Origin of the sequence: Pseudomonas sp. SCA2728.1_7 (assembly GCF_018138145.1) — a bacterium.
In the GTDB taxonomy this organism is placed as follows: Bacteria; Pseudomonadota; Gammaproteobacteria; order Pseudomonadales; family Pseudomonadaceae; genus Aquipseudomonas; species Aquipseudomonas koreensis_A.
Window position 1 is genome coordinate 776,697 of record NZ_CP073104.1, and the last position, 21,342, is coordinate 798,038.

Consider the following 21,342-nt stretch of genomic DNA (forward strand, 5'->3'; position numbering starts at 1 on the left):
CGAAAAGCTGTTATTCCGGCTCGTCGCCAAAAAAGCCGTGAGACACCGATAAGGATGTCCGCCTCAATGAACACCTCGACGTCATCTTTGGCAGCTTATGCAAACCACGGCGAACGCGTGTCCACGCGCATCGTATTTTTGATCACCGGCATCGTGATGTCGGCCTGGGCACCACTCGTTCCGTTGGTGAAAGCGCGTACCGGACTGGACGACGGCGGACTGGGCCTGTTGTTGCTGGGATTTGGTATCGGCTCGATCGTCGCCATGCCGTTTGCCGGCTACCTGACCGCACGTTTTGGCTGCAAACCGGTGATCATCTGCTCGACTGTCGCGTTGTGTTCAGTGCTGCCGATGCTGAGCCATCTGACATGGCTGCCGGGGCTGGCGCTTGCGGTGCTGGGGTTCGGCGCCAGCATGGGCATGCTCGATTGCGCGATCAATATCCAGTCGATCATTGTTGAAAAGAACAGCGGAGAAACCCTGCAATCCGGCTTCCACGGGCTCTACAGTGTCGGCGGTATCGCCGGCGCCGGGGCCATGACGGCGATGCTCAGCCTGGGGCTGGATCCGCTGTTGTCGGTGCTGTGTCTGGTGGCGATTATCCTCGCCGCGCTGTACAAGGCTGCGCCAGGTTTGTTGCCCTATGGCACGGAGAGAGACGGCCCGTTGTTGGCGCTGCCAAGGGGGATCGTGCTGCTGTTGGGCTGTCTGTGTTTCATTGTTTTCCTGACGGAAGGCGCCATGCTCGACTGGAGCGCGGTTTTCCTCGCCTCGCAACGCGCAATGGAACCCAGCTACGCCGGTTTGGGCTATGCGAGTTTTGCGGCGGCGATGACGCTCGGGCGTCTGACTGGAGATGCCATCGTCAGCCGGCTGGGTGGCGTTCGCGTGGTGGCGCTGGGCGGGATTTGCGCGGCGGCGGGCATGCTGGTTTCGCTTGTGTTCGAGAGCTGGCAGGCTGCATTGCTGGGCTATGCCTTGGTCGGCATCGGCTGCTCGAACATTGTTCCAGTGCTGTTTACCGCTGCGGGTCGACAACAGCGCATGCCGCAGCGCACCGCGATTCCGGCGATCATTTCCATGGGCTACGCCGGCATTCTCATGGGCCCGGCGTTTATCGGCATGGTTGCGCATCTCAGTACGCTGGTGGTCGCTTTGGGTGGCTTGGTTTTTCTGTTGTTGTTTGTCAGTTACGCCGCGAGATTTTTGAAAGCCTGATGCGCGGGTCACAAGCCTTTGGAACATTGATCGGCTTGAAGGAAATCTTTTAGCGAAGCCTGATAAATGGCCAGTGGTCGTTTCTCGGGCTCAAACAGCGCAAACGGAATCATCACGAGATGTGAAACCGTTGTGGCGCTGACTGAGTAAGTTCTCTGCCTGCAAAAGCCGTTATCTTTATTCAGGGTGAAATCAAACTTGTACAGGTCTGGCCTTGTGCACCAGCTCGGAATCAAGCCAAAACTCAAACCCGTCAAATACTCTTGTGTGCAAGCGCCACCCAATGAAAATTCCGAGACTTTTATTTCCAATGCAGGCAGTTTCGAAGCTACAGGCCCGGATCTGTGATCCTGTGCATTTGGAAACATGCTTTTTGTCAGCGCGTAGGCGTCTTTGCCAAGGCGACTGTTTTTCCAGGGAGAGTCTATTTCGTAACTGAAGCTGGAGATGATTTCCTGTGTTCCAGTTCCGACGTGTTCGTTGATTGTCGGCACGGTCGCATAGGAGGTACAGCCGGAACACAGCATCGCGACACTGACAACAACACATCCATGGGCTATTAAGCGGCGCATTCTAAATTTCAGTCCCCATTATTGATCAGCCATTGCACTGGCGTTTTTCTGGCCTGCTTCGGCCAGCTTCTTTTGCACATAAAAGAGCATCAACACCGAATTGCTCTGAGCCTGGCGAGACTGTTGTTCGAACAACGCCACAAGCTCTTCTTCACGCTTGCACCCAGCATTGACATTGCCCTTTGCAAATTCGCAGGTACCGTATTGGCCCCAGCCTTTGCGGGCTTCATCGGTGTCTCGCGCGGGGTAAACCCAATACGCGTTCCATGCACCGTCGACGACAGGTTTACCAGCCGCGTCTATCTGCTCTATCGCCTGCAAGGTGGCTGTCGCGGCGGCGTCCAGAAAACGTTGAGGTGTGGCATCGGCTTTACCTGCCTCATCACGAAGCGCCTGACACTGCGCTTCAGACAAACCGAACACTGGCAGCGCTTCAATACTCTCGAACTCATCAAACGGATCGGGATCATTGCCCGGCAACTTGGCGTGGTAAGCCGGGACTACATGGCCGGGTACACTCATGTCCTGTATGTAATGCAAGACCCTTCCCGCTTGCTCGTATACCGCAACGGGATCGGCATCAGGTTCCGCCAGCAGCTCGTTCAGCTTCTCAATGCGTTTGGAAAAAATCACATCCAGGCTGCGATTGGCGAACCAGAATGGCTCAAGCTTTTTGTTGCGGTTGTAGAAGTGCCAATTGGTAGCGCGCAGAGGGAGCGTCAGCAGGTTTGAATCCTCAGCGTCAGTGCCTGCCGCCGAAGCCTCGGCCAACTGCTCGGGCAACTTCACCCCCGGGCAGCGTTGATACGCCTGCGCTGCTCTCAGTGCATAGGCCGAATGCAGGTCGGGGTTGAAGCCGAAGGCCGGGGTTGAAGGGTTGAACAGCAGCGATAGACCAAATGCTGCGAGGTAACGTGTTGCGGTTGTTCGGCCTATCGGGGTGGCTTCCATGCTGTTGATCTCCAGAAACGTGCGTTATTGCGCAACACTTACCGTACACGAGGCAATTTAGCACTTGGGTGATGGCAAAAAGCTGTTTTTTCTCCGTCCGCTCAGGACAAGCATAAATGGCAACACCTGCGTCCTAACGTCGCAGCAAACAGCTCTTGGCAAATCCTGCACAAGCCTTAGAATCCCGCGCTCTCTTGCGGCCCCCATCGGTGGCTGCCTGCATCACTGTCACAAAAACGCGTACCTGAATGGCTGGCCACACCTCGTTGACGAGTGGCCGACTCAACCGCCCTGCCCGTTCGGCAGGCATTCGCACCACACATTTTTTCGGCTTGGCAATCGCATGCGCAGAGGCGCACGTTGCGCTGTTCGATCTCTAGAGGTTTTTATGTCTCCGCGTTTGCTGGCCATGGCGCTGGCGCCCCTGCTCGGGCTGTTCATTGTTGCGCTGGGCAACGGCTTCTTGTCTTCCCTGACCACCCTTCGACTCGACGCCGCCGGCGCTTCGGCGACGATGATCGGTGTCGTTTCCTCGGCCTACTTCATCGGCCTGACCCTGGGTGCGGTATTCAATGACCGTTTGATTCTGCGTATCGGCCACATCCGTGCCTACGGCAGTTTTGCTTCGCTGATCGCCGTGACCATTCTGCTGCAGGGATTGTTTTATGACACTTGGGGCTGGTTCGCCCTGCGCTTGATCAACGGTTGGGCCACAGTCGGCGTGTTTCTGGTGATCGAAAGCTGGCTGCTGCTGGCGGGCGACGCGAAGATTCGCGGGCGCTTGCTCGCGTTGTACATGATCGTCTTGTACGGCGCCGGTGTGCTGGGTCAGGCAACGTTGGGCAAAATCACCGGGTTGAGCGACAGCGCACCGTTCATGGTCGCCGGCATGCTCGCTTCGTTTTCGGTGCTGCCGATCGTGATCCTGCCGCGCGTGTCGCCGCTGCTCGATCAGGTGGAACCGCTCAAGCCTCGACAACTGCTGGGCGTGACGCCGACCGGACTGGTCGGCTGTTTCGGCTCGGGTGTGACCATCGCGGCGATCTACACCTTGCTGCCGTTGTATCTGCAACGCAGCGGGCTGAATGTCGGTGAAGTCGGCAGCATGATGGCCTGGACGATTCTTGGCGCGATGCTCCTGCAATACCCGGTCGGACGCTGGTCTGATCGCAAGGATCGCTTGCAAGTGCTGACCATTCTGACGGTGGCGTGCACGGTATTGTCGCTGCTGATCGTCCTGCTGCCGTTGTCCGCGACAATGCTCGCGGTGATGTTGTTTCTGCTCGGTGGCGGTGTGTTTGCGTTGTACCCGGTTGCCGTCAGCCACGCCGCCGACCGCGCCCCGGCCGAAGCCTTGGTGCCGATGATTCAGGGCCTGCTGCTGATCAATTCGCTCGGCTCGGCGATCAGCCCAATGATGATCTCTCCGGTGATGAATTCGTTCGGCGCCAATGGTTTGTTCTGGGTATTTGCGCTGGTCAATCTGTGCATGGTCACCTTCTTCCTGTGGCGCCGTGGCAAACGCCCGGTTCCGGCCAATCCCGCGCCGTTTGCAGCGGCAGCCACGTTCTCACCGACAGGTGCGGAGCTGCGGGTGACCGAAGATTTGCGTCAAGCGGTGCAGGAGCATCCGCCGATGGTGGATGCATTGAGCGGCGAGCCTTCGCCGCAATGTGAGACGCGCTGAGGGTTTCGCCAGTCTGCGCCAAACGCAGGCTGGCTCGCAGCACTATTCGGATTCGTGGGTGATATCCACGAGCGGAATCGGCTCGATCGCCCAAGCGCGAATCTGACGACGTTCGGGGCTAGGCACTGCGCAGGCCTTGCGTCCGGTGAAAGTACGCGCAAGACGCTCTTCATCAATGCGCCAGCCGCGCAACTCCAGTGCCTGCACGTTTTTGCGAAAGGCAATCTGCAGCGCATCGGATTTCAACGAAACCTCCTGCTGGAAAGAATCCGGCACACGCTCCGGCCGGACGTTTTTCAGCACGGCATGATCTTGTTCGAAGATGCGGATATTGCTCGCAATGAATCTGCGATCCAGCAGCCGTGAGCGCAGAAACGTTCTGCCCATCATCCACCAGGTGCGGGTGCGATTGGCGTCAATCGGGACATGCGCCGAGACGATGTAGATCCGCCAGCCGTTGGGCAACTCAAGCTCAAGCGTTGTACAAGGGCCGGACAAGTGGAAACCCGGAACGGTGGTCACACTGACAAACTCGGTGGAGGATTTGCGCCTGAGCAGCCCTTTGCGTGCCGGCCTGCGCATAAGCATTTGCGCGCTGCCACTCCACGCCTCGCTGTCGACCTCGAATGATTCAATCTCCGGATGATCCGGATCACCGAAGGTTGAACCGTGGACAAACGGTGCGTGCGCGAAGTCCAGACCGTTTTCGATAATCCGGTCCCAACTGGCCTGCCAGTCAAAGTGACCCGAGACCACACGGATCGCGGGATCGTCGACCCAGTCGAGCGTCGGCAAGGGTGGACGCTCAGACTCAGGCAGATCACCTAAAAACGCCCAGATCCAGCCGTATCGCTCCAACGTCGGGTACGCATCGACGCGAGCCTTGGCGGGAATCCGCAGGTCGGGCTGCGCCGGTATCTGCGTGCAGACGCCATCACCACCAAACCGCCAGCCGTGATAGGGACACTGCACGCTGTTGCCCACTTTGCTGCCGGCGGACAGCGAGCCGCCGCGATGCACGCAGATATCCGAAAGCACGTGCGCGACGCCCGCATCATCGCGGAACGCTACGAAAGGCTGTCCGAGCAATTGAACCGGCATCAGTCCATCAGTCAGTTGTGACGATGGGACAACGACATACCAGAGGTTTGTGAGCATGGGGGGCGTGTGATCCGTCAGTACAGTTAGCTCAGATCAGAGAAACCTGAAATTCAAATTAAACCAGCGCCTGCACATCGACAATCAGCCAAGCACTTTATAGATATCTGCAACTAGCTGAGTCGTTGCGGCTTCGATGGTTCCTTCGTTGCGGCACAACACCCAGCCGTTATCGGCAACCGCCTGTTCGAACATCTCGCTACAGGTGACGTGCTCTGCGTGTTTCTGGATCACCGTGCCGCCCAGTCCTCGTGATCGTGCAGTTGCCCTCGCCCATGAAATATCCGGCGCGGTGACAACGCCGACATGCAGATCCGGCACGCGTACGCCTCGCTCCCTGTTCAACTGCAGAATCTCGGCAAACGGCACGCTATGGCGAAATGCGGCGTCAGACGGATACCAGCGGTCGATCAGGATGATGCTGTTCAATGGCTGTTTGGGCAGCACCCGCTCAGAAATCCAGCGACGGCTATCCGCGAGGCGCTGACACACTGCCCACTCCAACTCCCGCGAGGGATGTCTGGCGAGCTGGTTGACCAGGGCCATGGTTTCGCCGCGGTACGGATCGCTTTTTCTCTCGCACAGGCGGATGACTTTGTGCTTGTCTGCCCGCAGCGCAGCGGTAACGGCCTCCAGCAGTGTGGTTTTGCCGGTGCCCTTGGGCCCATCCAGAGAAATAAACAGCGGCAGCTTCATGGTTCACGCAACGACAGAGACATTGCTGAGCACTCTAACCTCATTTGCGCAATTCAATGAGCTGATCCCTGCCCTTTGCCTACACTTGCTTGCCAAAGATGTTTACCCCTCTGCCAAAGGAGTCACCATGTCCAAGCTCTATCCGAGCATCGATCCCGAGGGATTGGTCGAGTACTCAGTGGTCTACACCGACCGCTCGCTGAACCACATGTCGCAGTCCTTTCAAGGCGTGATGAAGAACATTTCCACGACCCTGAAACAGGTCTACAACGCCGAAGCGGTGGCGGTGGTTCCGGGCAGCGGCACATTCGGCATGGAAGCGGTGGCGCGGCAGTTCGCTACCGACCAGCAATGTCTGGTGATACGCAACGGTTGGTTCAGTTATCGCTGGAGCCAGATTCTGGAGATGGGCAACATCCCTGCAGCTACCACAGTGCTCAAAGCCCGGCCGGTCGAGACGGGTCGCCAGGCAGCCTACGCCCCGCCGCCACTGGACGAAGTGCTGGCCGCCATCGCCGCACAGAAACCGCGGATGGTCTTCGCACCCCACGTTGAAACTTCATCCGGGATCCTCCTGCCCGACGACTACCTGCGTGCCGTTGGCGACGCCGTGCATGCGGTGGGTGGTCTGTTCGTGCTGGACTGCATTGCCTCCGGCACCATTTGGGTGGATATGCACAAATGCGCCGTCGACCTGCTGATCAGCGCACCACAGAAAGGCTGGAGCGCTTCCCCCTGCTGCGCCCTGGTGATGTTCAGTTCTGCAGCGCTTGAGCGCATCGAACAGACGCAAAGCAGCAGCTTCGCCTGCGACCTGAAAAAGTGGCTGCAGATCATGCAGGCCTACGAACAGGGTGGACATGCCTATCACGCGACGATGCCCAGCGATTCACTCGCGCGGTTCAACGACGTGATGAAAGAGACACAAGCGTACGGGTTCGACAAGGTTCGCGATGAACAACAGGCGCTGGGCGATCGGGTGCGTGCGCTGTTGACCGGCAAAGGCATCAAAAGCGTCGCCGCAGAAGGCTTTCAGGCGCCCGGCGTCGTCGTGAGTTACACCGATGATGCCGACATCAAGAACGGCAAGAAGTTTGCCCAGCACGGTCTGCAGATCGCTGCCGGCGTGCCACTGCAATGCGACGAACCGGCCGACTTCCAGACCTTTCGCCTCGGGCTGTTCGGACTGGAGAAGCTGCAGAATATCGAGCGCACGGTCAGCCTGCTGGAGCAGGCACTGGATGAGGTGATGGTTGACTAAGATCCCATATCGTTCCTAACGCTTGAACTCCAGAAGGGCATTCCCGACGTGTGCCCTTCTTCCAGCAAGGCGGTTCATCATTCTGTTCAGTGGTCTATCGACTATTTGGCCCCGGGACCAATCAGCGAGCTTTCAATCTGCACGCCGGGCATCATTTGCTGCAAACCTGCGATCAGCTTGTCCCCTGCTTCAGTCAAAGCTTCAAGCGGCATCGCTGGCAAACTCTCGAGAATGAACCACATGTTCTGCGCATCGGCCCCAAGGCGGGTTCTGACCCCTTGCCGCCAATTCCAGCGGCGGCAGGTCACGCCTTTGTCATCGCGCCAGACCACTTCGCCGGCATCTGGATACTCGACAGCGGGAACGCCCTCTTTCATCGTGTCAAAGGGCTCGCTGCCATTGGCGACGACAAGATGCGGAGCGCCTGCATAAGCCTCTATGTTTTCCCCGCCTACCGGAATGGCGTACTCGATGCTGATGGCGTTGTAGAGATCGACGATGGGATCGAGGCTCGGCAAGGTCCCGTCACGTAAAACCCTTTTACGCAACGCTTCGGCTGAACAAGGCGTGCGCTGTGGCTTGGCCCCGAACTTTCTGAAGGCGTCGGCCCAGGCGGCAAGGTGAGCGTCTCCCCAGCTTGGACCACCCGCCTGCACAGCCTTGCAAGCGTGATCCAGGGCGGCCCGGGCAACTTCAGGACGGGTGAGTGGTGCAGCTTCCACCACAATGCTCAGGGCCCGGAACCCCGGAGCCAGTTCTGCAACGGCTGGATCGATCAACGGCAGTACGGACAGCATCAAAAACCTCCAGGATTCAAATGGTGTTTCATGCTATCTATCGATGACTGATTTAGTCAATATAATGACCGCAATGATCCGCCTCAGTGGGTGAGTCGATTGACGCCACGATCGTTAAGGGCCGAAAATTCCAGCACTTTTTTCATGAACCTGATCAATGACCATGAATACCAGCTTGTCGACTACTCCGGGTGCTGATGCTCAAGCCGTCAGCCTGGCCGTCGCACGCACACTCAAACAAGCCCGCAAGGCACAGAAAATCACGCTGGACGAACTTTCTCGGCGCTCAGGCGTGAGCAAAGGAATGGTCGTCGAAATAGAAAAATGCACCGCGAATCCCAGTATCGGCATTCTTTGCAAAATCGCCGCCGCGCTGGGCCTGTCGGTTGCCGACATCGTCAATGTGACCGAGGCACCCTCTGCCCATATCATCGAAAGCCAGGATATCCCTACGCTCTGGACCGGTGACCTTGGAGGCACCGCGCGACTTCTTGCAGGAACGTCCGGCCCGAACATGATCGAGTTATGGCGCTGGGAAATGCATCCAGGCGAATCGTTCGCTTCACCGGGGCACCCTCAAGGCACGCTTGAACTGTTCCATGTGGAGAAAGGCACGTTGAAATGCACGGTTGGGGAAACAGAGCTTGTCATTCCTGCCGGGAGTTCGGCAGTGGCGAAAACCGATGTGCCTCACTCCTATTCCAACGCGGGCAGATCCAGATTGGTGTTCACCATGTCCGTGACCGAGATACATCAATAGATACCCGGCATTCGGGCACAGGCTTCATGACATAACCGTCAGTAGTTGAAGTCGTGCCCCAGCTCATTCTGCATCCACTCCAGAAATCGCCTGACCCGCGGAAAACCGGCGTGCGCCCTCGGGAACACCAGGTGGTGTGCGGTGATCGGGGCACTCAACCCTGGCGTCACTTCGACTAACGCGCCGCGCGCCAGATAATCCTGCGCAAGCAGCGTGCTTTCCAACGCGAACCCAAGCCCGTGACTGGCCGCCTCCAATGTCATGTAGGAGCGGTCAAAGCTGAGTGAATAGGGTTTTTCAGGACGCGACAGGCCATGTTGAGCAAACAGCTGGGGCCACTTGATCAGCGTCGCTTCCGACAGGATCAGATTGCAGTCGAGCAGATCCGCGACTGTGCGGATCGGGCGCTGCTGCAGCAGTTTCGGTGACGCCAGAACCGCGATCTTTTCATTGCGCACCGTACGGACTTCGAAACTTGGCCAATTGGGCATGCCGTGACGGATGTCGACATCGATCTTGTCGCGACTGAAATGCAGTGATTCGTAAGAACACGAGAGATTGAGCTGGATGTCGGGATGACTCTGGCGAAACTGTTCCAGCCGCGGCATCAGCCACAGCAGCCCGAAGCTGGGCGACGAGTGCAACCGCAGGCAATCGAGACTGACATCGCTGGCGGCGCGTTCTGTCGCCACCGCCAGGCTGTGCAGAATGCCGGACACTTCGGTCAGGTATTGCTCGCCCACCGGCGTCAAGGTCACGCCCCTGGCTGTTCTGAGAAACAGCTGACGCCCGATCATCGCTTCCAGTTTGGCCAATTGGTGACTGACCGCCGACGGGGTCAAATCCAGCAGTTCGGCCGCGCGGGCAACGTTGCCGAAGCGGGCCGTTTGCTCAAAGGCCTGAATGGCTTTCAGGGGTGGCAGGGTCGCAGGTGCTTCGCCAGATGAACTCATGATGATTGTTTTTCCGCTGCAAGTGGCTTGGGCCGGGCTTGTGGCTATTCAAACATCGGCAGACAACGCTGGCGAGTGCTGAATTTTTTTCAGCACCCAGTGAAGTTTGCGTTATTGCTCAGGGCCGGTCTGGAGGACAAGCTGAGTCATCGGTTCATTGCGAACCGGGCCAATAAAAACAATTCGAGGTATTCCTCCATGCTTCTCCAAGGCAAAGTCGCAATCATCACCGGTGCCGCATCTGCCCGTGGCATCGGCCGCGCTACTGCGACGACGTTCGCACAACAAGGCGCACGTGTCGTCATTCTCGATCTGGATGCCTCCGCAGCACGCGACGCCGCTGCGTCGCTGGGCGAAGGTCACCTGGGACTGGCGGCTAACGTCGCGGACGAGGCGCAGGTTCAGCAAGCCGTTGCCACCATCATCGAGCACTTCGGGCGCATTGATATCCTCGTCAACAACGCCGGCATCACCCAGCCACTCAAAACCCTCGACATTCGTCCTTCGGACTATGACAAGGTGCTGGACGTCAGCCTGCGCGGCACTTTGCTCATGTCCCAAGCGGTGATTCCGCTCATGCGTCAACAGGCCTGCGGCAGCATCGTCTGCATGTCGTCCGTGTCTGCCCAACGCGGTGGCGGCATTTTCGGCGGCCCGCATTACAGCGCGGCCAAAGCCGGTGTGCTGGGTCTGGGCAAAGCCATGGCGCGGGAACTGGGCCCCGACAACATTCGCGTCAACTCCATCGCGCCGGGCCTGATCCACACCGATATCACCGGCGGCCTGATACAAGACGAACGCCGTCACGCCATCATCGACGGCATTCCGCTGGGTCGCCTGGGTGAGGCGCAGGATGTCGCCAACGCTGCGCTGTTTCTCGCCAGCGACTTATCCTCTTATCTGACTGGCATCACTTTGGATGTGAACGGCGGCATGCTGATTCACTGAGTATTTCTGGGCGGGCCTGTATGGCCCGTGCGGTTCTGGATCGATGATGCAGCCGGGCCTGATGGCCTGGCGGTCAATAAAAACAAGAGATCAGACCATCATGACTACCCTGTCGCTCGAAGCGGTTTCGACCGTGCGCTCCTCTGCCTATCGCAAAACGGCCTGGCGCCTGATGCCTTTCCTGATGCTGTGCTATTTGTGCGCTTATCTGGATCGGGTCAACGTCGGCTTCGCCAAGCTGCAAATGATGAACGATCTGGCCCTCAGCGAAACGGTCTACGGGCTGGGCGCTGGCGTGTTCTTCATCGGCTACTTCCTCTGCGAAGTACCGAGCAACATCATCCTGCACAAGGTCGGTGCGCGCGTGTGGATCGCGCGGATCATGATCACTTGGGGCATCGTCTCGGCGTTGTTCGCCTTCGTCGAAACCGCGTGGCAGTTCTATGCGCTGCGCTTTCTGCTGGGGATCGCCGAAGCGGGTCTGGCGCCGGGCCTGTTGCTCTACCTTACCTACTGGTTTCCGTCCTACCGTCGGGCACGCATGACGGTGTTGTGGTTCATCGCCATTCCGTTGTCAGGCATGGTCGGTGGTCCGCTGTCCGGCTGGATCATGAACCACTTTGCCGGCGTGCACGGTTGGGCCGGCTGGCAGTGGATGTTCGTTCTGGAGGCGGTACCGACCGTCATCGTCGGGCTGCTGGTGCTGAGCTATCTGAAAGACGGCGTGCATCAGGCCACCTGGCTGAATGACGAAGAAAAAGCCCTGATCACTCGCGAATTGGCCGACGACGACCAGCAAAAAGTCACCCACGCCTCGGTTGGCGAGTTCATTCGCGATCGCCGGTTGTGGCTGCTGGCAGCCATCTACTTCTGCGTGGTGATGGGCCAGTACGCAATCACCTTCTGGCTGCCCACGCTGGTGCGCAATGCAGGGGTTTCCGACCCGCTGCACATCGGTTTTATGACCAGCCTGCCCTACCTGTGCGCCATCGTCGCGATGTTGTTGGTGGGCCGCAGTGGTGACAAGCATCGCGAACGCCGCTGGCACCTCATCGTGCCGATGATTGCCGGTGCGATTGGCTTGAGCCTGGCGGCGATGATGGGTGGCAACTCAACGCTGTCGATCCTCAGTCTGTGCCTGGCCGCTTCCGGCATTTTGTCCGCAACGTCGCTGTTCTGGATGCTGCCCACCACGCTGCTGGGCGGGGTGTCTGCTGCCGCTGGCATCGCCGCGGTCAACAGCTTCGCCAATCTTGCCGGGTTCTGCTCGCCTTATCTGATCGGCTGGATCACCACCCTGACCGGCTCCAGTGCCATCGGCATGTACCTGATCACGGGCGTGCTGTTCCTCGGTGCCAGTCTGGTCCTGCGCATCCCCGCCGCCTTGGTCAATCGTTGAGTTAACGGAGTTTCATCATGACGACTAATCTTTCACACGCTGCATCCCTGAGCCTGACGGAGCGCGCGCACAACATTCGCCGCCACGCGCTGCGCATGGGCCAGGTCCAGGGTCAGGGCTACGTCGGCCAGGCACTCGGCGCTGCCGATTTGCTGGCGGTGTCTTACTTTCATGCGATGAATCATCGCCCAACTGATCCCGAATGGGAGCAGCGCGATCGCTTCTACCTTTCCATCGGTCACTACGCCATTGCGCTGTACGCAGCGCTGATCGAGGCCGAGATCATCCCGCTCGAAGAGCTGGAAACCTACGGCTCGGACGACAGTCGCCTGCCGATGTCGGGCATGGCCGCCTACACCCCGGGCATGGAAATCACCGGCGGCTCGCTGGGCCAAGGCTTGGGCATCGCGGTCGGCGCCTGTCTGGGACTCAAGCGCAAAGATTCGCCATCCTTCGTCTACAACCTGCTGTCCGATGGCGAGTTGAACGAAGGCTCGACCTGGGAAGCGGTCATGTCGGCTTCGCACTGGAAGCTCGACAACCTGATCGCCATCGTCGACGTCAACAACCAGCAAGCCGACGGCCACTCCAGCGAAATCCTCTCGTTCGAACCCATCGTCGATCGCTGGCAGGCGTTTGGCTGGTTCACCCAGCGCGTCGACGGCAATGATCTGGAGGCGTTGGTCAGTGCGTTCGATGCTGCGCGTAATCATTCCGGCCGTCAGCCACGGGTGATCATCTGCGACACCAAAATGGGCAAAGGCGTGCCCTTCCTGGAAACCCGCGAGAAAACCCACTTCATCCGTGTGGAAGAGCACGAATGGGAACTGGCGCTGCGCAATCTTGAAGAAGGAAAAAACCAATGAACAACGCCGTCAAAACACCCATGCCGACTGCCGAGCCGAGCAAGAAACGCCTGACCACGTCGGCGATGATCGCGTCCATCGCTTCGGAGGGCCAAGCCACCAAAGCCGCGCCTTTCGGTCATGCGCTGGCGGCGCTGGCTGATCAACGCCAGGACATCGTCGGTCTGTCCGCCGACCTGTCCAAATACACCGACCTGCACATCTTTGCCAAGGCCCACCCGGACCGGTTCTATCAAATGGGCATGGCCGAACAACTGCTGATGAGTGCAGCCGCAGGCATGGCCCGTGAAGGTTTCGTACCCTTTGCCACGACCTACGCGGTGTTTGCTTCGCGGCGTGCCTATGACTTCATCTGCATGGCCATCGCCGAGGAAAACCTCAACGTCAAAATCGTCTGCGGCCTGCCCGGTCTCACCACCGGATACGGCCCCAGCCACCAGGCCACCGATGACCTGGCCATCTTCCGTGCCATGCCCAACCTGATGATTGTCGACCCCTGCGATGCCCTGGAAATCGAACAGGCCGTACCCGCGATCGCCGCGCATCAGGGGCCTGTGTACATGCGTTTGCTGCGCGGCAATGTACCGTTGGTGCTCGACGAATACGGCTATCAGTTCGAGATCGGCAAAGCCAAAACCCTGCGCACCGGTAACGATGTGCTGATCATCTCCACCGGCCTGATGACAATGCGTGCACTGGAAGCCGCCAAGGAACTGCAAGCCGATGGCGTGGATGTCGCCGTGTTGCACGTACCGACGATAAAGCCGCTGGACGAGCAAGCCATTCTTGCCGAGGCACGCAAATCCGGTCGTCTGGTGGTTACCGCAGAAAACAGCTCGATTATTGGCGGACTCGGCGAGGCCGTCGCTGGTGTGCTGCTGCGTAACGGGGTCACGCCAGCGTTCAGGCAGATCGCTTTGCCGGACGCGTTTCTGGACGCGGGTGCTTTGCCGACACTGCATGATCGTTACGGCATTTCTACCCAGGCCGTCTGCGCGCAGATCAAGCTCTGGCTGGACCGCTGACCGATCAGGGCGCTTATGGACAAGCGCCCTACAACTCGCAGACAACGAACAGCTTGTACGATGTCCTATCACAAGGTATTACTACGTCTCCCACAAAAAAAATAAAACCACGGAGATCTCTACATGGACTCATCCCTGTCCGCTCGACCTGAAAACCTTGACCGAGCGCAAGGCAACACCCGCCGTAGCTTCCTGAAAAAGTCTCTTGCCGTTTCCGCCACGCTCGCCACCGTCGGCAGCACCGCATTGACGCGGATCGCCGAGGCCGCCGAACCCTTGAGTCAGCGCTACCCAGATCCGCTGATTCACATCCTCGACGACAGCTTCCTCGATCTACGTATTTTCAATGCCAGTGTCGAAAACCTTGCCACCGGCATGCGCTGGGCCGAAGGGCCGGTTTGGGTCGGTGATGGCCGCTATTTGTTGGTCAGCGACATTCCCAATAATCGCATCATGCGCTGGGACGAAATCACCGATACCTTCTCCGTTTACCGCGAACACTCCAACTTCTCCAACGGCATGTGCCGGGATCGCCAAGGGCGTTTGATTGTTTGCGAAGGCTCCACCACCACCAGCGAAGGTCGGCGCATCACGCGCACCGAAGCCAATGGCACGATCACTGTGCTGGCCGACAGCTTCGACGGCAACCCCTTCAACTCGCCCAACGACATCGTCTGCAAAAGTGACGGATCGATCTGGTTTACCGATCCGCCATTCCAGACCAGCAACAACTACGAGGGTCACAAAATCACCCCGAGCCAACCCCACGCCGTGTACCGCATCGACGGCGAGAGCAAAAAAGTCACTCGGGTCATCGATGATCTCAACGGCCCCAACGGCCTGTGCTTTTCGCCCGATGAGAAGACCCTGTACGTCGTCGAAGGACGCGCCAAGCCCAATCGGCTGATCTGGGCGATTACCGTGAAGGATGACGGCACACTCGGCGAACGCCGCAAGCACATCGAAGGGCTGGAATATGCCGCGATCGACGGCATCAAATGCGACGAAGCGGGCAACCTGTGGTGCGGCTGGGGCGGCAACGGTGATCCCAAGGCCGACCTGGAAAAACTCGACGGCGTGCGCGTTTTCAATCCACAGGGCAAGGCCATCGGGCACATTTCCCTGCCAGAGCGCTGCCCGAATTTGTGCTTTGGGGGGCGCGAAGGAAATCGATTGTTCATGGCCAGCAGTCACTCGATCTATTCGCTGTTTGTGAATACCCGTGGGACTACATTTGCGTTGTAAAAGCGCGGTTCGTCTCACGACAGTTTCGTGAGCGTCGAAACACAGCTTGCCGCGCATCCGAAGGTGCGCGGCACTCAAGCCCGGTTACTGTCACCGCCACGCCGACCTTGTAGAGCGCCCGTAACGTCAGACACCTCCCGATTGTGTTCGAAATTGATAAAAGTCTTTCCCTGATCCGTGCCTGTTTGCGCAACACCCTCAAGCCTAAAGTTCGTCCTGCCAGCAACATCACACTTACTTTAGGAAATCTCATCATGAAAACGGCAATGATCATCGTCGCACTCTTGGGCTTCAGCTCTGTGGTAGCAGCGCAGGACGGTCCTGCAACGACTAAACAGGTCGAGCAATATCGCTACGGTACCCACCTGGATGTCGCCAAGGTCATCTCTGAAGAACCGGTGCCGGATGTTTGCGCAGTGGTACCGACGCACATGACTTACCAGGACTCGCAAGGCAAACGCCATGTACTGGCCTATAACGTCATGGGCCGTTGCAGCCAGGGCTAAGTCAGCTGTTTACCCATCATTGCGCCTCGGAGAGTGGTCTCATCGAGGCGCAAATACCTTTTTGCTCCGCAGTATTTCAATCGATCAGTTCTTTGGCCGTGGCTGCCAGCTGACTGCCAACCCGATCTTTCAGCGTTTCAATAAACCGGGTGATTTTTGCATCGACAAACTGCCGAGAGGTATAGACGGCGTACACGTTACGCTCATAGGTATGGTAGTCAGGCAAAACCCGCACGAGCTTGCCGGAACGCAAATCATCGATGGCCGTAAATCCGGCCAGCAAGCCAATCCCCGCGCCCTCTCGAATGGCCAGCGCCATCGCATCCATATCGTTGACGCTGAAACTTGGCCCTGTCGGGACAAACGTCGCGTCCCCGGCCTTGCTCTTGAGTTGCCACTCATCCCGCACATAGTCGACGGTGCCCAACAGCAGACACTGGTGATCACGCAGGTCTTCTGGCGTCTCGGGAGCCGCATGCCGGGCCAAGTAGTCTGGCGACGCCACCAACACACAATGGCTGACACCGATCTTCTGGCTGACATACGCCGAATCGGGGAGCGCGCGGGCGATCAGGATCGAGACATCCAGTTGGTCTTCCAACAGGTTAGGCATGCGTTGCGAGAGCAATAAATCCACCGTCACCTCCGGGAATTGCTGGCGGTACTCCAGCACCGCCCCCGTAACCAGATGCCGAGCCAGCCCGGGTACGCAATGCACCCGCAGTGTTCCCCGAGGCTCCAGCGCGGCATTGCTGGCTTCGGCTTCGGCACTCTCCAGATCAGCCAGAATCTTCGTGCAGCGCTCATAGAACCGTCGCCCGGCATCGGTGACCGACAGGCGTCGGGTCGAGCGTTGCAACAGACGTGCGTCGAGCACGTTTTCCAGCGCCGATACAGCACGCGATACGTTACCGACGGTGGAGTCCAGATGATTGGCCACGGCCGTGAAACTGCCCATCTCGACAACCTTTATGTACACCGACATGTTCGAAAGTTTATCCATCGCGACCTTCCTGTAGATCTGACGCTCACCCGTGATAACGCGCATTTTTTCCGGATGCTACACGTTCGGCCCGCGACTCGATATTACCTCTGGCAACAACAATGATTCCCTCTGGCCCGTCTAAATCAATGCCCCCTCCTTCCATAAACTTGGTTGCACAGGCTGCCTGAGCCGGCGCCGGGTTTCTTACGAATCTCTGACAACCAACTGAAGGGCACATCATGAAGACTTCCTACGACCCGCTTTATCTTTTCATCGGTGGTGAATGGATCAGTGCCGAAGGGCGCGATACCGCCGCCGTCGTCAACCCGGCGACCGGCCGGGAAATCGGCCGCGTCCCGCTCGCCACCGCAGGCGATCTTGATCACACCCTGGAAGTGACTCGCCTGAGCTTCGAGCAGTGGCGCCAGACCGTACCTGACCAACGCGCAAAAATCCTCAAGCGTGCCGCCGACCTGATCCTGGAACGTGCACCGCAGATTGCCGCGCAGATGACCTTGGAGGAAGGCAAACCGCTGAGTGAAAGCCTCGATGAAGTGACCCGTGCGGCGGAGTATTTCGAATGGTTCGCCGAAAGCGCCCGGCGTATCGATGGCCGTGTGGTCCCGGCTAACCGACCAGGCGTGTTGCAACTGGTCAAACGCCAGGCCATCGGCCCGGTGGCCGCATTTACACCGTGGAATTTCCCGGCCATCACCCCGGCACGCAAGCTCTCGGCAGCACTGGCCGCCGGTTGCAGCGTCATCCTCAAACCGGGTGAGGAAAGTCCCTCCACAGCACTGGCCCTGGCGCGTGCACTCGACGATGCAGGATTGCCCAAGGGTGTGCTGCAAGTGGTCTTCGGCGTACCGGATCAAGTGTCCAGCCATCTGATCGCCTCGCCGATCATTCGCAAAGTGACCTTTACCGGCTCAGTGCCTATCGGTCGCCTGCTGTCTGCACGCGCTGCCGAAGGCGTCAAGCCCATCACCCTTGAACTCGGTGGGCACGGACCGGTGCTGGTGTTCGAGGATGCCGACATCGAAAAAGCCGCTATCGAAGGTGTCGCCAACCGCTTTCGCGGCACTGGGCAGGTGTGCATTTCATCCACTCGGTTTCTGATCCAGCGTGGCGCCTATCAAGCTTTTGTCGATCACTTTGTCGCGGCGACCCAAGCCCTGAGAATCGGTGACGGCCTGCATCCGGACACTCAGGTCGGACCGTTAGCCAACCCAAGGCAATTGGCAAAAATGGAAGAACTGGTCGCCGATGCCGTCGAAAAAGGTGCACGGGTATTGGTCGGTGGCGAAGCCTTGTCAGGCGAGGGCTACTTCTTCCAGCCCACCGTTCTGGCGGATGTGCCGATGAACGCCCGCATCATGCACGAAGAACCCTTCGGCCCCATCGCCGTACTGATGCGGTTCGATGAGCTGGCCGATGGGCTGCAAGAAGCCAACCGCCTGCCCTACGGACTTTCGGCCTACGCGTTCACCTCCAGCGCGCGCACGGCCATTGACGTCGCCGACGGGTTAGAGGCCGGGATGATCGGGATCAACCAATACCGCATCGTCGCAACCGAGCTCCCGTTCGGCGGCATGAAAGAAAGCGGTCACGGCTCCGAAGGTGGCATTGAAGGCATCGAGCACTATCTGACCCACAAATTCATCAGCCAGGTTTAAGGAACTCGCCCATGTCCAAGCTCAATTTCAGCAGTCCTCGGGAAGCCGCGCGCGCGTTCACGCCAAAGCTGGCGCAATTCGTCGACTCGACGCTTTATCCGCAAATCTGGAGCGATCCCGCGCTGTCCCTGCGCGACCGTAGTCTGATCACCGTGGCGGCATTGATTGCCGCTGGTCACTCGGAAGAGTTGCCTGCCCACTTACGCCGCGCGGCTGGCAACGGTGTAACCCAAGACGAACTGGCGGCAGCGATCACACACCTGGCTTTCTATGTGGGCTTCCCTGGCGCCATCACCGCATCGGCTATCGCCAACGCCACGTTCAGCGAAACGGAGAACAACTGAATGAAAGCCATCAACATCATAGAATTCGGTGCGCCAGACGTCCTCGAACTCGTCGAGGTCGCCAATCCTGAAGTCCGTCCCGACGACCTGCTGGTGCGTGTCTATGCCGCCGGGGTGAACCGTGCGGATCTGACTCACCGGACCGGTGGGTACGGCCATCCGAATTTCGGTGACTCGCTGATCATCGGCCTGGAAATCGCTGGCGAAGTGATCGGCAAAGGTAAAGCGGTGACGGGGTTCGAGGTCGGAGATCGCGTCATGGGTGTGGTCGGCGGCGGCGCCTACGCCGAGCAGGCACGCATCGATTACCGCATGGCCATGCACATCCCTGCGCAGGTTGACTATGTACATGCGGCGGCCATTCCCGAGGTCTTCGTCACGGCCCATGAAGCGATGATGCACCTGGCTCGGCTCAAGGCTGGCGATTCGGTGCTGATACACGCGGCCGCTGGCGGCGTCGGGTCTGCTGCGGTGCAGTTGGCTTACGCCACCGGCGCCACGGTGTATGCGACCACCGAAGGCAGCAAGCTGGCGCGTGTCGAGCATTTGGGCGCAGACGTGGCGATCGATTACAAGACGCAGGACTTCGCTCAAGTGATCGCCGACAAAACCCAGGGGCGTGGCGTCGATGTGATCATCGACTTTATCGGTGAGCCCTACTTCGCCCGCAACATCGCGTCCCTTGCCAAGGGCGGTCGCCTGATTCAGGTCGGCATCCTTGGCGGTGGCGGCAACGTCACGGTGGCGCTGGAGGACATTCTTTACCGCCACTTGCAAATCATCGGCACGGTGATGAAGTCACGCACGCAACCGGAGAAGCACGCCATGATCAAGCGATTCCGCGATCACTGGCTTGATCGCTTCGAGGGTGCCGGAAGCCTTGAGCCGGTCGTCGATAGCACGTTTGCTCTAGCGCGGGCTGCCGATGCGCATCGCCGGATGGAGTCTTCCGGGAACGTCGGGAAAATCATTTTGACGATGCAGCCAGAAGACTTGATTTAAAACGGGTCGAATGGTCGATTAACAACGGTGCCCTTGATGGGCACCGTTTTCTGCTTATGCATTGACATGCATAAGTGTTCGGGCTTAGTCGACCTGTTCCGTATGTCGACAACCCGCTTCTCATGCCTTTCTTTGAAAGTTCGACGTGGGGCTGGCCATGCCTTTCGACATTGCGATGATTGTGGCTGAGGTGAAGAAGCTGTTGGCCTCCTCATAGATACTCAACGACAAAGGCAATTTCGGCATTGGCATTGCCCGCTCGCATTTGCGCATTGGAAGGCTCGATGCGCACGAAGCGCGCTTGCAAGTCTACAGATGCATTCCCGCCTTCCGATGTAGGCGCTTTTGTTATGTAGTTCTGATTCAGCTTGAGTGGCTTCCCGTCTCTGAAGCGCATCTGCAATGCCAAACCTTTGGCAGTGGAGCTACTGTTCAGATTTACCATGCCAGTATTAGCGTCCCACGCAGGGCTGCCCGCAGTGGGCGAAAAGGAGTAGCGGAAGTTGTTTATTCCGGCAGGACAGTTTTTCATACTGAGAAAAAAGTATTGCTCCTTGGCATAGGCACCGTTCTTCGGGAAATCGCTCAAGTTATAGCTACCCATATCAACTTTTACATCGGGTGTTTCGCAAGACTGTGAGACCACCCGCGTGCCACTTGTATTCAATGCAAGAGGCTCGATTTCAGCAGCGACAAATTTCCCTAATTGGCCTGAGGGTATCGTCGCACTACCGGAAATCTCCCCCGTCTTTACAAGCCGCAAGATGTGCTCAGTGCCATTCCACCCCCAACCGCCAGCGACGTCGGAGTCACCCGGAAAGCCTTTCCATACTTTGCCCGATGGCGGTCGAACCCATTGCCAGCCGATGCCGGTATTTCCAATGGGAAAAGTCTGCGCGCCCGCCTGGGTGGTGCCCACAGAATTGCGCACACCTTCATTGTGTACCGCAGAGCACCTGAACGAACTGGGAATGGCTCCCAGGGTCACGATTGGGCTTTCATAGATAACCGTGCCGGTCGGCGTGTCCCGCGGTACCGAGATCGTGGCCGGAAGGACAACTCGGAGGTTGCCCATGGAATTGTCGGGATAAAATTCGCATACCGCCGCCGTTGCGTTTGACGACAGCATGTACAAGAGCCCGACAATTGATATATGGCATAACTTCATAACACTCCCTCTGACTCTGCGCTGCATGCAAAAAACTGAATGATTGACGATGGTGCGAATATTTAACCGGCAGCAAAATCACCATAAACGGAGCGAAAAGATAATGAATAAATAACACTTGAGCA

The 21,342-nt window shown here is 58.4% G+C and carries 21 protein-coding genes; 13 read left to right on the forward strand and 8 right to left on the reverse strand.

All coding sequences use genetic code 11. The annotated features are described in order from the left end of the window. Positions 1–66: 66 nt before the first annotated feature. Complete coding sequence (locus tag KBP52_RS03445) at positions 67–1,218, forward strand: MFS transporter (RefSeq protein ID WP_212622075.1); 1,152 nt, start codon at positions 67–69, stop codon at positions 1,216–1,218. Positions 1,219–1,226: 8 nt separating this feature from the next. Here the strand turns inward: KBP52_RS03445 and KBP52_RS03450 are convergent, their stop codons facing one another. Continuing rightward, positions 1,227–1,790, reverse strand: coding sequence for a hypothetical protein (locus tag KBP52_RS03450; RefSeq protein WP_212622076.1), 564 nt, complete (start codon positions 1,788–1,790; stop codon positions 1,227–1,229). A gap of 18 nt (positions 1,791–1,808) precedes the next feature. Continuing rightward, positions 1,809–2,741, reverse strand: a complete 933-nt coding sequence (locus KBP52_RS03455) for a hypothetical protein (RefSeq protein WP_212622077.1) — start codon at positions 2,739–2,741, stop codon at positions 1,809–1,811. Between the two features lie 343 nt (positions 2,742–3,084). Here KBP52_RS03455 and KBP52_RS03460 point away from each other — a divergent pair, with 343 nt between their 5' ends. Further along, the gene (locus KBP52_RS03460) at positions 3,085–4,428 is read left to right on the forward strand and encodes an MFS transporter (RefSeq protein ID WP_349251753.1); all 1,344 of its coding nucleotides are present in this window, start codon (positions 3,085–3,087) and stop codon (positions 4,426–4,428) included. Positions 4,429–4,470: 42 nt separating this feature from the next. Here KBP52_RS03460 and KBP52_RS03465 read toward each other — a convergent pair whose 3' ends face one another. Together KBP52_RS03465 and KBP52_RS03470 are read right to left on the reverse strand one after the other, a co-directional pair. Next, positions 4,471–5,586 carry an aromatic ring-hydroxylating dioxygenase subunit alpha gene (locus KBP52_RS03465; protein WP_212622079.1) on the reverse strand — a complete coding sequence of 372 codons (1,116 nt, stop codon included), beginning with the start codon at positions 5,584–5,586 and terminating at the stop codon, positions 4,471–4,473. Positions 5,587–5,670: 84 nt separating this feature from the next. Then, positions 5,671–6,282, reverse strand: coding sequence for a dTMP kinase (locus tag KBP52_RS03470; protein WP_212622080.1), 612 nt, complete (start codon positions 6,280–6,282; stop codon positions 5,671–5,673). Between the two features lie 127 nt (positions 6,283–6,409). On the opposite strand from KBP52_RS03470, the gene KBP52_RS03475 reads away from it, so the two are divergent. Beyond that, positions 6,410–7,543, forward strand: coding sequence for an aminotransferase class V-fold PLP-dependent enzyme (locus KBP52_RS03475; protein WP_212622081.1), 1,134 nt, complete (start codon positions 6,410–6,412; stop codon positions 7,541–7,543). 101 nt (positions 7,544–7,644) lie between these two features. Here KBP52_RS03475 and KBP52_RS03480 read toward each other — a convergent pair whose 3' ends face one another. Beyond that, entirely contained in the window at positions 7,645–8,340 is a 696-nt protein-coding gene (locus tag KBP52_RS03480) for a B3/4 domain-containing protein (protein ID WP_016986055.1), read from the reverse strand. A gap of 157 nt (positions 8,341–8,497) precedes the next feature. On the opposite strand from KBP52_RS03480, the gene KBP52_RS03485 reads away from it, so the two are divergent. After that, entirely contained in the window at positions 8,498–9,100 is a 603-nt protein-coding gene (locus KBP52_RS03485) for an XRE family transcriptional regulator (protein WP_116030293.1), read from the forward strand. Positions 9,101–9,138: 38 nt separating this feature from the next. Here the strand turns inward: KBP52_RS03485 and KBP52_RS03490 are convergent, their stop codons facing one another. Then, positions 9,139–10,053: a LysR substrate-binding domain-containing protein gene (locus KBP52_RS03490; RefSeq protein WP_077572887.1), complete on the reverse strand. Its 915-nt coding sequence runs from the start codon at positions 10,051–10,053 to the stop codon at positions 9,139–9,141. A 198-nt stretch (positions 10,054–10,251) separates the two neighbouring features. Between KBP52_RS03490 and KBP52_RS03495 the strand changes: the two genes are divergently transcribed. The 6 genes from KBP52_RS03495 (at position 10,252) to KBP52_RS03520 (ending at position 16,042) form a co-directional block, all read left to right on the forward strand. Then, on the forward strand, positions 10,252–11,001 hold the full coding sequence (locus KBP52_RS03495) for an SDR family NAD(P)-dependent oxidoreductase (RefSeq protein ID WP_077572888.1): 750 nt from the start codon (positions 10,252–10,254) through the stop codon (positions 10,999–11,001). 100 nt (positions 11,002–11,101) lie between these two features. Next, a complete protein-coding gene (locus tag KBP52_RS03500; RefSeq protein ID WP_077572889.1) occupies positions 11,102–12,400 on the forward strand; it encodes an MFS transporter in 1,299 nt (432 codons plus the stop codon). A gap of 17 nt (positions 12,401–12,417) precedes the next feature. After that, the gene (locus tag KBP52_RS03505; RefSeq protein ID WP_077572890.1) at positions 12,418–13,266 is read left to right on the forward strand and encodes a transketolase; all 849 of its coding nucleotides are present in this window, start codon (positions 12,418–12,420) and stop codon (positions 13,264–13,266) included. Then, positions 13,263–14,291, forward strand: coding sequence for a transketolase family protein (locus KBP52_RS03510; RefSeq protein ID WP_186615157.1), 1,029 nt, complete (start codon positions 13,263–13,265; stop codon positions 14,289–14,291). The genes KBP52_RS03505 and KBP52_RS03510 overlap by 4 nt, the downstream gene beginning before the upstream one ends. A 123-nt stretch (positions 14,292–14,414) precedes the next feature. Further along, a complete protein-coding gene (locus KBP52_RS03515; RefSeq protein ID WP_212622082.1) occupies positions 14,415–15,536 on the forward strand; it encodes an SMP-30/gluconolactonase/LRE family protein in 1,122 nt (373 codons plus the stop codon). Positions 15,537–15,790: 254 nt separating this feature from the next. Next, entirely contained in the window at positions 15,791–16,042 is a 252-nt protein-coding gene (locus KBP52_RS03520) for a DUF2790 domain-containing protein (RefSeq protein WP_016984519.1), read from the forward strand. 76 nt (positions 16,043–16,118) lie between these two features. Here the strand turns inward: KBP52_RS03520 and KBP52_RS03525 are convergent, their stop codons facing one another. Beyond that, entirely contained in the window at positions 16,119–17,045 is a 927-nt protein-coding gene (locus KBP52_RS03525) for a LysR family transcriptional regulator (protein ID WP_122661952.1), read from the reverse strand. Between the two features lie 221 nt (positions 17,046–17,266). On the opposite strand from KBP52_RS03525, the gene KBP52_RS03530 reads away from it, so the two are divergent. From KBP52_RS03530 to KBP52_RS03540, 3 genes are read left to right on the forward strand one after another with little or no spacing between them, the layout of a single operon-like run. Further along, positions 17,267–18,703, forward strand: a complete 1,437-nt coding sequence (locus KBP52_RS03530) for an NAD-dependent succinate-semialdehyde dehydrogenase (protein WP_212622083.1) — start codon at positions 17,267–17,269, stop codon at positions 18,701–18,703. Between the two features lie 11 nt (positions 18,704–18,714). After that, complete coding sequence (locus tag KBP52_RS03535; RefSeq protein WP_077572896.1) at positions 18,715–19,047, forward strand: carboxymuconolactone decarboxylase family protein; 333 nt, start codon at positions 18,715–18,717, stop codon at positions 19,045–19,047. After that, complete coding sequence (locus KBP52_RS03540) at positions 19,048–20,049, forward strand: NAD(P)H-quinone oxidoreductase (protein WP_077572897.1); 1,002 nt, start codon at positions 19,048–19,050, stop codon at positions 20,047–20,049. It abuts the gene before it with no gap. Positions 20,050–20,260: 211 nt separating this feature from the next. On the opposite strand, the gene KBP52_RS03545 is transcribed toward KBP52_RS03540, so the two are convergent. After that, a complete protein-coding gene (locus tag KBP52_RS03545; protein ID WP_230669501.1) occupies positions 20,261–21,178 on the reverse strand; it encodes a fimbrial protein in 918 nt (305 codons plus the stop codon). Positions 21,179–21,342: the final 164 nt, after the last annotated feature.